Source organism: Pseudonocardia sp. ICBG601, assembly GCF_020496245.1.
In genome coordinates this window covers 64,852-78,754 of the sequence record NZ_JAHLJA010000178.1, presented here as the reverse complement: position 1 = coordinate 78,754, position 13,903 = coordinate 64,852, and the positions used below count along the sequence as shown (strand labels likewise).

General features: G+C 74.2%; 15 protein-coding genes and 1 tRNA gene. 8 read left to right on the top strand and 8 right to left on the bottom strand.

The genetic code is table 11. From position 1 onward, the window contains the following. Window positions 1-5: 5 nt before the first annotated feature. The gene (locus tag KPL57_RS57845) at window positions 6-173 is read right to left on the bottom strand and encodes a hypothetical protein (RefSeq protein WP_020625817.1); all 168 of its coding nucleotides are present in this window, start codon (window positions 171-173) and stop codon (window positions 6-8) included. Between the two features lie 168 nt (window positions 174-341). Here KPL57_RS57845 and KPL57_RS57840 point away from each other — a divergent pair, with 168 nt between their 5' ends. Further along, a complete protein-coding gene (locus KPL57_RS57840; protein WP_075332959.1) occupies window positions 342-761 on the top strand; it encodes an antitoxin in 420 nt (139 codons plus the stop codon). Between the two features lie 72 nt (window positions 762-833). On the opposite strand, the gene KPL57_RS57835 is transcribed toward KPL57_RS57840, so the two are convergent. From KPL57_RS57835 to KPL57_RS57815, 5 genes are all read right to left on the bottom strand, one after another. Continuing rightward, the gene (locus KPL57_RS57835) at window positions 834-1,325 is read right to left on the bottom strand and encodes a molybdenum cofactor biosynthesis protein B (protein ID WP_369804864.1); all 492 of its coding nucleotides are present in this window, start codon (window positions 1,323-1,325) and stop codon (window positions 834-836) included. A 223-nt stretch (window positions 1,326-1,548) separates the two neighbouring features. Beyond that, complete coding sequence (locus tag KPL57_RS71135) at window positions 1,549-2,982, bottom strand: S1C family serine protease (protein ID WP_226358581.1); 1,434 nt, start codon at window positions 2,980-2,982, stop codon at window positions 1,549-1,551. Window positions 2,983-3,394: 412 nt separating this feature from the next. Then, the gene (locus KPL57_RS57825) at window positions 3,395-4,852 is read right to left on the bottom strand and encodes a cell wall metabolism sensor histidine kinase WalK (RefSeq protein WP_020623812.1); all 1,458 of its coding nucleotides are present in this window, start codon (window positions 4,850-4,852) and stop codon (window positions 3,395-3,397) included. After that, on the bottom strand, window positions 4,849-5,544 hold the full coding sequence (locus tag KPL57_RS57820; RefSeq protein WP_060713345.1) for a response regulator transcription factor: 696 nt from the start codon (window positions 5,542-5,544) through the stop codon (window positions 4,849-4,851). The genes KPL57_RS57825 and KPL57_RS57820 overlap by 4 nt, the downstream gene beginning before the upstream one ends. 77 nt (window positions 5,545-5,621) lie before the next feature. After that, a complete protein-coding gene (locus KPL57_RS57815) occupies window positions 5,622-6,497 on the bottom strand; it encodes an NAD(P)-dependent oxidoreductase (protein ID WP_226358580.1) in 876 nt (291 codons plus the stop codon). 73 nt (window positions 6,498-6,570) lie between these two features. Between KPL57_RS57815 and KPL57_RS57810 the strand changes: the two genes are divergently transcribed. From KPL57_RS57810 to KPL57_RS57790, 5 genes are all read left to right on the top strand, one after another. Then, a complete protein-coding gene (locus tag KPL57_RS57810) occupies window positions 6,571-7,257 on the top strand; it encodes an SGNH/GDSL hydrolase family protein (protein WP_075308440.1) in 687 nt (228 codons plus the stop codon). Window positions 7,258-7,289: 32 nt separating this feature from the next. After that, complete coding sequence (gene ppk2, locus KPL57_RS57805) at window positions 7,290-8,096, top strand: polyphosphate kinase 2 (RefSeq protein ID WP_226358579.1); 807 nt, start codon at window positions 7,290-7,292, stop codon at window positions 8,094-8,096. A gap of 152 nt (window positions 8,097-8,248) precedes the next feature. After that, the gene (locus tag KPL57_RS57800; protein WP_226358578.1) at window positions 8,249-9,343 is read left to right on the top strand and encodes an SDR family oxidoreductase; all 1,095 of its coding nucleotides are present in this window, start codon (window positions 8,249-8,251) and stop codon (window positions 9,341-9,343) included. 25 nt (window positions 9,344-9,368) lie between these two features. After that, complete coding sequence (locus KPL57_RS57795) at window positions 9,369-9,917, top strand: TetR/AcrR family transcriptional regulator (protein ID WP_226358577.1); 549 nt, start codon at window positions 9,369-9,371, stop codon at window positions 9,915-9,917. 109 nt (window positions 9,918-10,026) lie between these two features. Next, window positions 10,027-10,173 carry a hypothetical protein gene (locus KPL57_RS57790; RefSeq protein ID WP_020623819.1) on the top strand — a complete coding sequence of 49 codons (147 nt, stop codon included), beginning with the start codon at window positions 10,027-10,029 and terminating at the stop codon, window positions 10,171-10,173. Window positions 10,174-10,231: 58 nt separating this feature from the next. Here the strand turns inward: KPL57_RS57790 and KPL57_RS57785 are convergent, their stop codons facing one another. Beyond that, a complete protein-coding gene (locus KPL57_RS57785) occupies window positions 10,232-11,395 on the bottom strand; it encodes a YbfB/YjiJ family MFS transporter (RefSeq protein ID WP_226358576.1) in 1,164 nt (387 codons plus the stop codon). A gap of 115 nt (window positions 11,396-11,510) precedes the next feature. Between KPL57_RS57785 and KPL57_RS57780 the strand changes: the two genes are divergently transcribed. Next, a complete protein-coding gene (locus tag KPL57_RS57780) occupies window positions 11,511-12,077 on the top strand; it encodes a TetR/AcrR family transcriptional regulator (RefSeq protein ID WP_226358575.1) in 567 nt (188 codons plus the stop codon). Between the two features lie 4 nt (window positions 12,078-12,081). Here KPL57_RS57780 and KPL57_RS57775 read toward each other — a convergent pair whose 3' ends face one another. Continuing rightward, entirely contained in the window at window positions 12,082-13,374 is a 1,293-nt protein-coding gene (locus KPL57_RS57775; protein WP_308253173.1) for an MFS transporter, read from the bottom strand. 418 nt (window positions 13,375-13,792) lie between these two features. Here KPL57_RS57775 and KPL57_RS57770 point away from each other — a divergent pair. Continuing rightward, window positions 13,793-13,865: transfer RNA gene (locus KPL57_RS57770), tRNA-Arg, on the top strand. Window positions 13,866-13,903: the final 38 nt, after the last annotated feature.

Genomic DNA, 13,903 nt, shown 5'->3' with positions numbered 1-13,903 from the left:
GCGGGTCAGCCGCCGTGGTGCGGGGGGCGGTTCTCGGTGAACCAGCGGTCGGGGTCCGCGGAGTCGCGCTCGTCGGCGGCGCCGTAGTCGGCCCGCTCGTCGGCGGTGGTCGAGGGGTCGTCGCCGAAGATCTCCTCGATCCGTCGGCGCATCCGGTCCGCGGGCTCGCTCATGGCTCCATGGTGCCGTGCGCGGGCGGCGCGGGTGGACACCGATCCCGCGTCACCGTGCCGTGCCGGGCTCGCGGGGCCCCACGACGACCCGTCCGGGTGCCACCATGGAGGCAGCCGTACGCATCCGCCCGGGGTTCCCCGGGCGGCGACAGGAGAGGCGGACCGCTCATGGGGTTCCTGGACAAGGCACGCGAGGCTGCCGAGAACGCGATCGAGAAGGCGAAGCCGCACCTGGACAAGGCATTGGAGCAGGCGGGCCCGCACCTGGAGAAGGCCAAGGAGAAGGCGGGCCCGCTCGTCGGGAAGGCCGCGGAGAAGGTCGACCAGGCCACGGGCGGCAAGTACTCGGAGCAGATCGACGGGGTGAAGGGCAAGGTCGAGGGCGCGCTCGGGCACCACGACCCGGCCGCTCCCGGCGCCGGCACGCACGGCGACGCCGTCCCGCCGGTGCCGCCCGCCCCGCCCGGCGGTGACGCGTTGAAGCCGCAGGGCAACCCGGCCGCGTCGCAGCAGCCGCCGGCCGTGCCCCCGGTCCCGCCGGAGCGCAAGGACGACGGCGGCGTCCCGCCGGTGCCCCCGGCGAGCTGACCACACGACGAACGGGCCCCGGCATCCGCCTGGGCCCGTTCCGGTCGTGGGACCGGCCGCCGTGTGACCGGGTCAGTCGTCGAGGCCGGACAGCTCCGAGATGACGTGCGGGACGAGCGGGGTCAGCGTCGCCATGCCGTCGCGGACGGCCGCGCGGGACGCGGCCAGGTTGACCACCAGCGTGCTGCCAGAGACGCCGACGACGCCCCGGGACACTCCGGCGTCGACCGCTCCGGCGGCGAGACCGGAGGCGCGGATGGCCTCGGCGATGCCCGGCACCGGCCGGTCGAGGACACCGGTGGTGGCATCCGGGGTGACGTCGCGGGGGGACACGCCCGTTCCGCCGACGGTCACGACCAGGTCGACGCCGCCGATCACGGCGGTGTTCAGCGCGCTGCGGATGGCCACCACGTCGCCGGGGGCCGAGACCACGCCGTCGACGAGGAAGTTGGCCTCCTCCAGCAGCTCGGTGACCAGCGGACCGGTGCCGTCGGACCGCTCACCCGCGCTGACCCGGTCGTCGACGATCACCACGAGAGCACGGCCGATCTGCGGACCCGACATCTCCATGCCGTCACCCTAGCGCCGGCCCGGGGCCACCCCGGGGGAGGCCGTGCCGGTGCCGGGAGGGGGGACCGGCACCGGCACGACACTCCGGGCGCATTCGATGGGGCACCACCGAATGCCGAACCACCCCATCACGACGGTTCTTCACCCGTCAACGACCTGCCGTTCGCACCACCCGCACGGCCCCGTCCGGTCGGACGACGTCCACCCGGGCGGGCCGTCACTGCTCGCCCAGCGTCACCTCGACGGTCCGGGTCGCCCCGCCCGCGTCGAGGACCTCCAGCTGGACGACGCTGCCCGGCGGCTGCGACCGCACCGCGGCCTGCAGGTCCGTGCCGGTGGTGACCCGCTGGTCACCCAGCCGGGCGACGATCTCCTGCAGACGCAGCCCGGCCTTCGCGGCCGCGCCGTCCGGGGTGACCTCCTGGATCACCGCGCCGCGCAGCTGCGGGTCGTTGCCGACGGTCACGCCGAGCACGGCGTGCGTGGCCTTGCCTCCGGAACGCAGCTGGTCGGCGATGCGGCGGGCCTGGTTGATCGGGATCGAGAAGCCGACGCCGATCGAGCCGCCGCCCGGCCCGGCCGTCGCGATCGCGGAGTTGATGCCGACGACCCGGCCGTCGGCGTCCACCAGCGGGCCCCCGGAGTTGCCGGGGTTGATGGCGGCGTCGGTCTGGATGGCGTTCAGCACCGTGTCGCTGGCCCCCGGCGCACCGGACTCGGCGGGGATGCCGACGGCCCGGTCGACGGCCGAGACGATGCCGGTGGTGACCGAACCGCCGAGCCCGAGCGGCGACCCGAACGCGGTGACCTGCTGGCCGACCCGGACGCGGTCGGAGTCGCCGAGCTCGACCGTGTTCAGGCCGGGCAGGTCGGTGCGCACGAGCGCGATGTCGGACTGCGGGTCCTGCCCGACGATCGACCCGATGGCGGAGCGGCCGTCCTGCAGGACCACGCGCAGCGTCCCGCCCTGCGCCGCCGGGGCGACGACGTGGTTGTTGGTCAGGATCAGGCCGTCGTTGCCGACGATCATGCCGGAGCCCTCGCCGCGGTCACCGACGTTGCCCGCACCGCCGTCGACCCTGATCTGGACGACGGCGGGCAGCACCTTCTCGGCGACGGCCTCGATCGATCCGGCCGGTGCCGTACCCCCGGACCCGCCCGCGAGGCGCGTGCCGACCAGCCCGCCGAGGGCACCCGCGACCAGCGCGATGAGCAGCCCGGCCGCGACCAGGACGACTCCTCGGCGTCCGCGGCCGGGCGGACGCGGCGGGGCGGGTGGGGCGCCGACGGCCCACGGGGGCGGGGTGGGCCCACCGGGGGCCGGTGCGCCGGCCGCGTCCGGGTGCGCCGGGAGCTCCCGGGTGCCGTCCGCCGGCACCGGCGTCGTGTCCGTCGGGCTGTCCCGGGTGTCCGCATTGGGCGCGGCGCCGCCGGAGCCCGTGGCGGGCGCGTCGGCGGCGGTGGAGCCGGGGCGGGCCCACGGGTTGGCGGGCACGGCCCAGCGGTCGGTGGGCGGGTCCTGGGTGGAGACGGCCTCGGTGTCGGGGCCGTGGTCGGGGTACGGGGCAGCGGCCTCGTCGGCCGGGGTGCCGGTGGACTCGGGAGCCGTGCCGGACATGCCGGTCGCGCCGGCCGTCGACGCGGCGGTCACGCCGGATCCGGTGGACGCGCCGCCGTCGGAGGCCGCAGGTGCCGGCGCGGACTCCCCACCCGGACCGGCCGCGGCGGTGCCGTCGGCCGGGCCCGCGTCGACACCGTCCCCGGCAGCGCCCGGTGAGCCGGTGGCCGGGCCGTCGGCGGACCCGTCCGACGCAGATCCGTCACCGGGGCCCCGGACGAGGAGGACCGTGGTCCGTCCTGCTCGGTGTCGGTGTCGCCGGAGGGCCCCGCCGGTCCCGCGGGGGCGGAGGTCGCGCCGTCGCGGCCGGAACCGCCCCCGGAGTCCCCGCCGGACGTCCCCGCTGCGGTGCGGGTCGGCTCGTCGGGCGGGTTGTCCTGGGTCATGCGTCCACCGTCCGTCGTCTCACAGGAGCACCACCCCGTCACGGGGGTGTCGCACCAGGTTATGGGCTGTCCGGCTCCGCCACGTACCGGCCCGGCAGGGCCATCGAGAGCAGCGCACCGCCCTCCGGGGCCCGCCCGGCCCGCACCTCTCCCCCGTGCCGCGCCGCCGCCTGCGCGACGATGGACAGCCCCAGCCCGGAGCCGGGCATGGTGCGCGAGGTGTCGGCCCGGTAGAAGCGGTCGAACACGTGCGGCAGGTCCTCGGCGGCGATCCCGTCGCCCTCGTCGGCGACCTCGATGACCAGCCACTCCGGCGAGATCGGCACCATCGACAGCCGCACGGTGCCGCCGGGCGGGCTCCACTTCACGGCGTTGTCGAGCAGGTTGAGGACGGCACGTTCGAGCGCGCTGGCGTCGCCGTCGAGGATCCACGGGGTCCGGTGGACCTCGAACTCGACCTCCCCCGCCCGTCGCTTCACCCGGTCCAGGGCGCGGTCGACGATCTCGGTGAGCTCCAGTGCCTCGCTCGTCATGGTCGGGGCGTCGTCGCGGGCGAGCTCGACGAGGTCCCCGACGAGGTGGGACAGCTCCTCGACCTGGGCGCGGACGTCGTCGAGCAGCTCGGTGCGGTCCTGGGCCGGCAGGTCGGGGGTGTCCGGCCGGTCGGCGGAGGCGAGCAGCTCCAGGTTGGTGCGCAGCGAGGTCAGCGGGGTGCGCAGCTCGTGCCCGGCGTCGGCGACGAGCCGGCGCTGCTGTTCCCGCGACGCGGCCAGCGCGCCGAGCATCGTGTTGAACGACTGGGTGAGCCGGGCCAGCTCGTCGGACCCGGAGACCGGGATCGGACGCAGGTCACCGGTCTTGGCGACGCGTTCGGTCGCCGCGGTGAGCCGCAGCACCGGCCGCAGCCCGGTCCGGGCGACCGCGACCCCGGCGAGCGCGGCCAGCACGACACCGCCGAGCCCGACGATCGGCAGCGCGGTGCCCATCCGGGTCACCACCCGGGTCATCGTGTCGAGCCGCTGGGCCAGCACCAGCGCACGGCCGTCCCCGGCCCGGACGGCGACGATCCGGTACGGCACGCCGTCGAGATCGGCGGTGCGTCCCGGCTGGGTCGGCCCGCCCTGGGCGACGGCGACCTCCGGCTCCCCCAGCGGCGGCCGCGACGACTCGTCGGCCGAGGTCGCGATGCCGGAGGAGTAGACGAGCGCGATGTGCAGGTCGGCGGCGCCGAGCACGTCGGGCGGGAGCGCGGCGAGCAGCCGCGGGTCGATCAGGTCGCTCTGCGCGGCGGCGTAGGCACGCTGGCGCAGCGTCTCGTCCAGCGAGCTGGTGAGGTTCTGGCGCACCACGAGGAACGCGGCGGCGGACACGAGCAGCACCATCGCGGCGGCGACGAGTGCGGCCAGCACCCCGATCCGGGCGCGCAGCGTGAACCGCTCGCGGTCCGGCTCGGCCGCGGGCCCGCGGCGCCACCAGCGCTCGGCCCGCTCCTCGTCGAGCGGGAGCGGCTGGGTCACGGCGGGGTGTCCCGCAGGACGTAGCCGACGCCGCGCACCGTGTGGATCAGCCGCGGCTCGCCCTCGGCCTCGGTCTTGCGGCGCAGGTAGCCGACGTAGACCTCCAGGGCGTTGCCGCTGGTCGGGAAGTCGTAACCCCACACCTGCTCGAGGATCTGGGCGCGGGTCAGCACCCGGCGCGGGTGCGCGAGCAGCAGCTCCAGCAGGGAGAACTCGGTGCGGGTGAGGCTGATCGGCCGTCCGCCGCGGGTCACCTCACGGGTGTCGGGGTCCAGCGACAGGTCGCCGAAGGTCAGCGCGGGGCTGGTGCCGGCGTCGTCGTCGGTGTCGGGGGTGCGGCGGCGCAGCAGCGCACGCAGCCGGGCCAGCAGCTCCTCCAGCGCGAACGGCTTGGGCAGGTAGTCGTCGGCGCCGGCGTCGAGCCCGGCGACCCGGTCGGACACCGCGTCGCGTGCGGTCAGCACGAGGATCGGGAGCGCGTCACCGGCGCTGCGCAGCCGCCGGCACACCTCCAGACCGTCGACGCGCGGCATCATCACGTCCAGGACGAGCGCGTCCGGCCGGTCGGTGAGCATCTTGTCCAGCGCGACCTGGCCGTCCTCGGCGAGGTCGACCTGGTAGCCGTTGAAGGCCAGCGAACGACGCAGCGAGTCCCGGACCGCCTTGTCGTCGTCGACGACCAGAATGCGCATGGGCGCCAGTCTCGCCGACGGCTCTGAGAGGAACCTGAGCAGGCCCTGATCGGCAGATGGTGATCAGGGCCCGGCGGTCAGGACGCCTTGTAGGCGGCGGCCATGTCCTCGCCGCCGTGGCCGCGCTCCGACGCCCGCAGCAGCCGGTTCCGCACCGCGGGCGCGACGTCGAGCCGGGTGCCCGAGGCCTGGGCCGCGGCGACGATCAGTCCCGCGTCCTTGGCCGCGTTGTCCACCGTGAAGCTGGGGGTGAAGTCGTCGTCGAGGATCGCCCTCGCCTTGTTCTGCAGGTAGGGCAGGTCCAGCGGGCCGCCGGCGACGGCGTCGAGGAAGGCCTGCGGGTCCACCCCGAGCCCCTGGGCGAGCGCGACGGACTCCCCGGTCGCGGCGGTGATCGCCAGCACCCAGCTGTTGGCGACGAGCTTGAGCCGGCTCGCCTGCGCGGACCCGCAGTCCTCGGCCACCCACACGGTCTGCCGGCCGACGGCGTCGAGCACCGGGTCGACGACCGGGCGCGCCGCGGGGTCGCCGGCGACGAACACGGTCAGCTGCCCGGCCTCGGCGGGCGCGCGGGTGCCGAGCACCGGCGCGTCGAGCAGGGTCAGGCTGTGGCGCTCGGCGATCGCGCGGAGCCCGTCGAACGGCTCGACGCCGACGGTGGTGGTCTGCAGCCACACCTGGCCCGGCGCGAGACCGTCGGCGGCCTGCTCCAGGACGGCGGTCACGTCGTCGGCGTTCCCCAGCATCGTCACGACGACGTCGGCGCCGCGGACGGCGTCGGCGCCGCGGACGGCGTCGGCCGGGTCGGTGTGCAGGGCCGCGCCCGCGTCGGCGAGCGGCTGCGCCTTGGCCGCGGTCCGGTTCCAGACCCGCAGGTCCAGCCCGGCAGCGAGGATGTTGTGCCCCATCCCGGCGCCCATGATCCCGGTCCCCAGCAGTGCGACGGTCGTCATGGCGTCCACGGTAGATCCGCGACGGTGGTCCCGCCGGGGTCACCGGCGCCGCGGAACCTGCTTCACTGGGGCCGTGGCCGACACGGGTGAGCCCGTCTTCTCCAACCGGACCGGGCGCCCGCCGGGCCGGATCATCACCGCGGTCTCCCGGTTCGTGCCCGGGATCCGCCGCGTGCAGCAGCAGATCGAGCCGTACGCGGCGCACTGGGAGGAACGCAACCGCACCGAGCTGTCCCGGACCGGCCCGCTCTGCGTCGTCCTCGGCGACTCGATGGCCCAGGGCATCGGCGCCTCGCACCCCGAGCGCGGGTGGGCCGGGCAGCTGATCGGTCGGCTGCCCGGGTGGCGGCTGGTGAACCTGTCCCAGTACGGCGCCCGCGTCGACGACGTCCTCGACGCCCAGCTCCCCGTCGCCGAGGGACTGCACCCCGAGCTGCTGCTGTGCCTGGTCGGGTCCAACGACCTGATGCAGCCACGGCACCAGGACGGCGTCGGGCACCGGTACGCGGCGCTGGTCGACCGGCTTCCTCCGGGCACCGTCATCGGGAACCAACCGGGAACGTTCGCGGCGGCACTGCAGGTCAACGGCCTAATCGACGACGCCGTGCGGCACCGCGGGCTCGTACTGGCCGAGCTGCGGGACCCGCGGACGCGGCACTGGCGCGGCAAGCTGGCCTCCGACCGGTTCCATCCCAACGACCGCGGCTACGCCGCCATCGCCGAGGTGTTCTCCGAGGCACTGCGCCGGGCGGGTCGCTAGGGACGGGTGCACCGATCTGGTTGGGTGTCCCGATGGCGACCAGGAAACTGCCGCGCAAGATCTACGACGCCGAGCTCCTCCGCCTGCAGGGCGAGCTGCTGCAGATGCAGGAGTGGGTCCGGGCCTCGGGCGCACGGGTCGTCGTGGTCTTCGAGGGGCGCGACGCCGCCGGCAAGGGCGGTGCGATCCAGCGCGTCACCCAGTACCTCAACCCGCGGTTCGCGCGGATCGTCGCGCTGCCCGCTCCGACCGAGCGGCAGAAGGGGCAGTGGTACTTCCAGCGCTACGTCGAGCAGCTGCCCGCGGCCGGCGAGATCGTGCTGATGGACCGGTCCTGGTACAACCGCGCCGGCGTCGAGCGGGTGATGGGCTTCTGCACCGAGGCCGAGTACCGCCGCTTCCTGCGCCAGGCGCCGGTGTTCGAGAACATGCTCGTCGAGGACGGCATCCACCTGCGCAAGTACTGGTTCTCGGTCAGCGCCGATGAGCAGGCGCGGCGGTTCGCCGAGCGACTGGAGAACCCGCTCAAGCAGTGGAAGCTCTCGCCGATGGACCTCGAGTCGATGACCCGGTGGGACGACTACTCCCGCGCCCGTGACGACATGCTGATCCACACCGACACCGACCACGCGCCGTGGTGGATCGTCGAGGCCGAGGAGAAGCGCAACGCGCGGATCAACATGATCCACCACCTGCTGGGCTCGATCCCCTGGGAGCCGGTGGAGCGACGGGTCCTGACCCTGCCGGACCGGGTGCCGTCGACGGGCTACGAGCGTCCGCCGCGCGAGGTGCAGCGCGACGTGCCCGACCACGCCGCGTCGCTGATCCGGGCCGACTGATCCCGGACGGCCGATCCCGGCGGGCATATCCCGGTCGACTGCCCCGGTCGGCTGATGTCGGTCACAGTCACCCGGTTGGTACGGGCGGTACCGGATACCGTCCCACGGAGCGACGGCGCGGCACGGACGCCGCGCGGAAGGGCGGTGCCGGGATGAGTGTCGTGCTGTTCACCGGGTTCCCCGGTTTCCTCGGGTCGGCTCTGCTGCCGCGGACACTGCGCCGCGCGCCGGACTCGCGCGCGGTCGCCCTGGTGCAGGCCAAGTTCCTGGACCAGGCCCGCACGACCCTGGCGCGGATCGAGCGCGAGGCGCCGGAGATCGCCGGGCGCACCGACCTCGTCGTCGGGGACATCACCGTCGACGGGCTGGGACTGGAGCAGACCGAACGGGAGCGACTGCTCGGTGGGCCGCTGGAGGTCTTCCACCTGGCCGCGGTCTACGACCTCTCGGTGCCGGCGGACATCGCGTGGTCGGTGAACGTCGAGGGCACCCGGCACGTCGTGCGGTTCGCCGAGGCCGCGTCGGAGCTGGTCCGGCTGCAGTACGTGTCGACCTGCTACGTCTCGGGCCGTTACGACGGCATCTTCTCCGAGACCGACCTGGAGCTCGGCCAGCCCTTCGCCAACCACTACGACCACACCAAGCACGAGGCCGAGCGCGTCGTGGTCAAGGCCCGCGACGCCGGCCTGCCGGTGTCGATCTACCGGCCGTCGGTCGTCGTCGGGGACTCGGTCACCGGGGCGACGCAGAAGTTCGACGGCCCGTACTACCTGTTGCAGCTGATGGCCCGGCAGGGCCGGACGGCGTTCGTGCCGCTCCCCCGGGCGGCGGCGCGGACCCGGTTCAACCTGGTGCCCTCGGACTACGTCGTCGACGGGATCGCCGCGCTGGCCGGGCACGGTCCGGCGGTGAACCGGACGTTCGCGCTGGCCCAGCCGGCCCCGCCGACGGTGACCGAGATGTGCGAGGTGTTCGCCGACCGGCTCGGCAAGCGCCTGCGCGTGGTGCCGATGCCGGTCGGGCTCGCCGCGTTCTCCATCGACCACGTGCCCGGCGTCGGACGGCTGTTCAAGGTCCCCTCCAGCACGCTGGAGTACCTGACCCACCCGTCGCACTACGACACCGACGCGACCACCGCGATGCTGGGCCCGCTGGGCGTGCACTGCCCGCCCTTCGAGGAGCACGTCGACGCGATGGTCCGCTTCTTCCGGGAGAATCCGCAGGTCGGAACGGCTGCGATGGTCTGACGCACGGAGGTCTACCGTCTCCGGCGTGGCCATCGAGCGGAACGACGTGCTCCTCGCGGCCGCGACCGTGCTCGTGCAGAACCCGGCCGCGTCGATGTCGGAGATCGCGACCGGCGCCGGCATCAGCCGGGCGACCCTGCACCGGCTCGTCGACGGTCGGGAGGCGCTCCTCGAGGAGCTCAGCGAGATGGGCGTGGAGCGCGGGATCGCCGCGATCCGGGAGGCCCGGACCGACGAGAGCGACCCGATCGAGGCGGTGCGCCGGGTCATCGTCGGCCTGTTGCCCTCGGTGGACCTGTGGGTGCTCGCCGAGCGCATCCAGTCCAGCGACGAGGTCCTGGCCCGCTACGCCGAGATGGACACCCTGCTCGTCGAGCTGTTCCAGCGCGGCCAGCGGAGCGGGGTCTTCTGCGTGACCCTGTCCGCGACGTGGATGACCGAGGCGCTCTACGCCCTGCTGACCCGGTCGGTGCTCGCCGCCCACGACGGAAGGCTCGCCCGGCAGGAGATCGTCGGGGTCACCGAGCGGACCCTGCTGGCCGGGGTCGTGGAGACCGCTGCTCCGAGCGGATGAGGCGTGACACACGATCGTCACCCTTGAGACATCGGAGTCTCACTGGCTACTCTCGTGGTGCGAATCGGACAGACCAGCTTCCGAGTCGACCACTACGAGGAGGTAGCCGATGACCACCCACGAGACCCCGACGCCGTCCTGGCCCGAGACCCTGCGGGACGCCGCCCAGCGCACCGGGAACGTGCTCCGCGAGATCTGGGTGGGCATCGACACCTGGAACGCCGTCACACACGGCCGCACCCCGAGCCGTCGCTGATCCCGGCCTGATCCCGTCCCCCGGTGCGGCACGTCCGCACCGGGGGACACGTCGTCGTTCAGGCCCGGTACGCGTCCGGCGGCGCCAGCCGCGGGTGCAGCTGCGCCCAGGCAAGCAGGCCCAGCGCGGCGGCGACGGCGAGCGTCCCCGCCGTCCCGATCCGGCCGGCCAGGGCCCCGGCCAGCGGCGAGCCCACCGTCTGACCGACACCCAGGGCGAGGCACGCCCAGGTCACCGCACGCGCGGGAGCACCCGGGACGATGTGGGCGGCCCACAGGATGCACAGCCCGGTCAGCCCGATGTAGCCCGCGCCGAACAGGCCCGCCGAGACGATCGCGCCGAGAAGGCCCGGCTCCGGCAGGGCGAGCAGGGCGATCCCGGCCGAGAACAGGGTCCAGACGACGAGCCCGACCGCCCGCAGCCCGTGCCGCTGCGCCGCCCGTCCCACCGCGCCGCCGAGCACGCCGACCACACCGATCGCACACCACGCGACGGTGCCGAGGACCGGCCCGGCCCTGACCTCGTCGAGCCGCGCGGTCGAGAAGGTCCAGTACGGCGCGCTGACCACCCCCAGCAACCCGGCGACGACCAGCAGCGGGAGCACCCGGCCGCGCCCCCGCTCCGTGGGCGCCGCCTCGGGAACGCCCCGCGGCAGCAGCCATGCGGCGGCAACGGTGGCGACGACCGCGACCAGGCCGAACCCGAGCCAGACGGCCCGCCAGTCCCCCGGCAGCAGCGGCGTGAACGCGGTCAGCGCGAGCCCCGCCCCGGTGCCGGTGTTCGCCCAGGACTGCGCCCGGGTGCGCGCGGCGACACCGACCGCCTCGACGACGAGCTGCGCCACCCCCGGGGTGGCGATGCCGGCCCCGGCTCCCGCCACCACGATCGCGACACCGAACACCACCACTCCCGGGGCGAGGGCCATGAGCAGCAGCCCCACCGTCGCGGAGACGGCGGCCGCGACCGTGGCACCGCGCGCCGACCGCGCCGACAGCGCCGGAGCGGCGAGCAACCCGAGGACGTAGCCGGCCGTAGAGAGCCCGCCGAGCACGCCGACCGCGGCCGGGGTCAGGCCGAACGTCTCGGTGAAGCGAGGCACGAACAGCCCGTAGGCGTAGCGGGCGACGCCGTAGCAGAGCGCGATCACCCCCGCGCCGAGCAGCGCGGTCGTCCACCAGGGCCGGTCGGTCGTGGGCGCGGAGCGTTCGCAGGTCGCCGTCATGCCGCTAGTGAACAGACCTGTCTGTTTGTTTGCAACTCGAACTGCCCGATGCAGCAGTTGCCGCTGGTAGGGTCCGTGAAAAGAACAGACCGTTCGGTTGTCCGAGGAGGGCCGCATGGCACGCACACGGCGTGGCGACGCCGGGGCCAAGGTGCTCGACGCCGCGTCCCGGCTCTTCTACCGGGACGGCATCAACGCGGTCGGGGTCGACACCGTCGCCGCGGAGGCGGGCGTCACCAAGACGGCGCTGTACACGAACTTCGGCTCGAAGGACCGGCTCGTCGTCGCCTACCTGCGGGACCGCGACCGCCGATGGCAGTCCGACATCGACCGGATCACCGCCGACCACGCGTCGCCGCGGGACCGGATCCTCGCCGTCTTCGACGCCTACGAGACCTGGCAGTCCCGGGAGGACTTCCGCGGCTGCGCCTTCCTCAACGCGGCCTCGGAGCTGCCGCGGCTCGACCACCCGGCCCGCGAGGTCGTCCGGCACCACAAGACCGCGCTGCGCAGCTACCTGCAGGCCCAGGTCGAGCGGCTGGGCACGGCCGATCCGGCCGCGCTCGCCGGGACCCTGATGATCCTCCTGGAGGGCGCGGTCGCGACGGCGGTGGTCGAGCGCGGGCCGGGGCCGATCCGCGCGGCCCGGGAGGTGGCCGACGGTCTGCTCCCGGCGGCCTGAACGGTCACACCGGGACGGGTCCGTGCGGGTGCTGGTCGTCGACGACGAGCCGGTGCGCGTGCGTCCAGCCGTGCACCGACCGGCGCGCGGTGACGACATGGGCGTGATCGGCGTCGTGGTCGTGACGGTGCCGGACGAGGTCGGCGCCGGCCGTCGGCCAGACCCTCACCGCCACCCCGAGCGCGACGACGGCGAGCGCGGCGAGAACCGACCAGGTCACCGTCCAGCCGGCCGAGACCGCCAGCCAGCCGGTGAGCGGGTAGGTGACCAGCCAGCAGGCGTGCGAGAGCGAGAACTGCGCGCTGAACAGGGCGGGCCGCTGACCGGGCCCCGCCGAGGTGCGCAGCAGACGACCGGTGTTGACCATGATCCACCCCGGGCCGAAGCCGATCAGCGCCCACGCGAGCGCCGCGGTCGTCCACGACGGCGCCGCCGCCAGCAGCAGGGTCGCCCCGGCCGCCAGGCAGGAGATCGTCGCGCCGGCCAGCATCACCGTCCGGGCCGGCAGCCGTCGGGCGAGCCACGGGGAGGTCAGCGCCGCCGCGGCCGTCCCCGCGCCGGACACCGCGAGCAGCAGCCCGACGTCGACCTCGGTGCCCCCGAGCAGGTCGCGGACGACGTTCACCGTCGTCACGAGCGACACCACCCCCACCGCGGCGACGACGACGTTCAGCGCCAGCAGCCCCCGCAGCTGCGGGATCGCCCGGAACAGCCGGACCCCGAGCAGCAGCCGGGTCGCGAAGTCACCCTGGGCACGACCCGCGACCGGCGGGACGACCGTCGACGCCACGAGGACCGCGGAGAGGACGAACCCGGCGCAGGTGCCGACGAACAGCGTCGAGTAGCTCGTCACCGCGACCGCCGCCGCGGCCAGCAACGGACTCAGCACCGTCTCCGCGCTGCTCGCGAGCTGTGCGGCCGACAGTGCTCCGGCATAGCCCTGCTCGTCGGGGACGACGTCGGGGATGACCGACTGGAACACCGGCGTGAACGTCGCCGAGGCGACCTGCAGCACCCCGACCAGGGCGAACACCTGCCAGATCTCGCTCACCCAGGGCAGGACGAGCACGACCGCAGCGCGGACGACGTCCGCAGCGACCATCAGCATCCGCCGCGGGGCCCGGTCGGCGACCGCGCCGACCACCGGCCCCACGACGACGTAGGCCGCCATCTTGATCGTCAGCGCCGAGCCCAGGACGAGAGCGGCCCGCTCGCCGGCGAGGTCGTAGGCGAGGAGCCCGAGCGCGACCGTCGTGAGCCCGGTCCCGACCAGCGCGACGACCTGGGCCGTGAACAACCGACGGAACCGCGTGTTCCGGAACAGCGATCGCACTGACCCTCCCCCGTCGACTGCGGGCACCCTAGAACGATTTACCCATCGCCCCCACGGAGCAGTTGCCGATCCTGAGCATCAGCCGGACAACGCGATCTGCGACTTTCCGGCGACAGCGACCCGGCGCGTCGACGGCGCACGAATCCGCTGGTCAGCGCCCCATGAACGGGCGCACGAGCTGCGAGAGAATCGCTGTCGCCGCTCGCTCGCAGGAGCCTTCCGATGTCGTAGTGGCTGATATCACGAATGGACGCCGCCGCGATTCCGCACCCTCCGGAGGAAACGGGACCCCCTCTCCGGTTCGGCGTTCTCACGCCGGCGCCGTCCCGGGCGATGACGGCGGCGAGGTGGAGCCCGGGGCTTCCGGGTAACCTGCACTCGCGCCCTCGTAGCTCAGGGGATAGAGCACCGCTCTCCTAAAGCGGGTGCCGCAGGTTCGAATCCTGCCGGGGGCACTTCAAGGACGGGAACCAGCCGCAGCGGTCTCCGCGCC

Coding starts and splice junctions, on each gene's coding strand:
- ppk2 (WP_226358579.1), top strand. CDS start 7,290: ATGGCGACCAGGAAACTGCCGCGCAAGATCTACGACGCCGAGCTCCTC.
- KPL57_RS57800 (WP_226358578.1), top strand. CDS start 8,249: ATGAGTGTCGTGCTGTTCACCGGGTTCCCCGGTTTCCTCGGGTCGGCT.
- KPL57_RS57820 (WP_060713345.1), bottom strand. CDS start 5,544: ATGCGCATTCTGGTCGTCGACGACGACAAGGCGGTCCGGGACTCGCTG.
- KPL57_RS57790 (WP_020623819.1), top strand. CDS start 10,027: ATGACCACCCACGAGACCCCGACGCCGTCCTGGCCCGAGACCCTGCGG.
- KPL57_RS57845 (WP_020625817.1), bottom strand. CDS start 173: ATGAGCGAGCCCGCGGACCGGATGCGCCGACGGATCGAGGAGATCTTC.
- KPL57_RS57815 (WP_226358580.1), bottom strand. CDS start 6,497: ATGACGACCGTCGCACTGCTGGGGACCGGGATCATGGGCGCCGGGATG.
- KPL57_RS57835 (WP_369804864.1), bottom strand. CDS start 1,325: ATGTCGGGTCCGCAGATCGGCCGTGCTCTCGTGGTGATCGTCGACGAC.
- KPL57_RS57840 (WP_075332959.1), top strand. CDS start 342: ATGGGGTTCCTGGACAAGGCACGCGAGGCTGCCGAGAACGCGATCGAG.
- KPL57_RS57785 (WP_226358576.1), bottom strand. CDS start 11,395: ATGACGGCGACCTGCGAACGCTCCGCGCCCACGACCGACCGGCCCTGG.
- KPL57_RS57780 (WP_226358575.1), top strand. CDS start 11,511: ATGGCACGCACACGGCGTGGCGACGCCGGGGCCAAGGTGCTCGACGCC.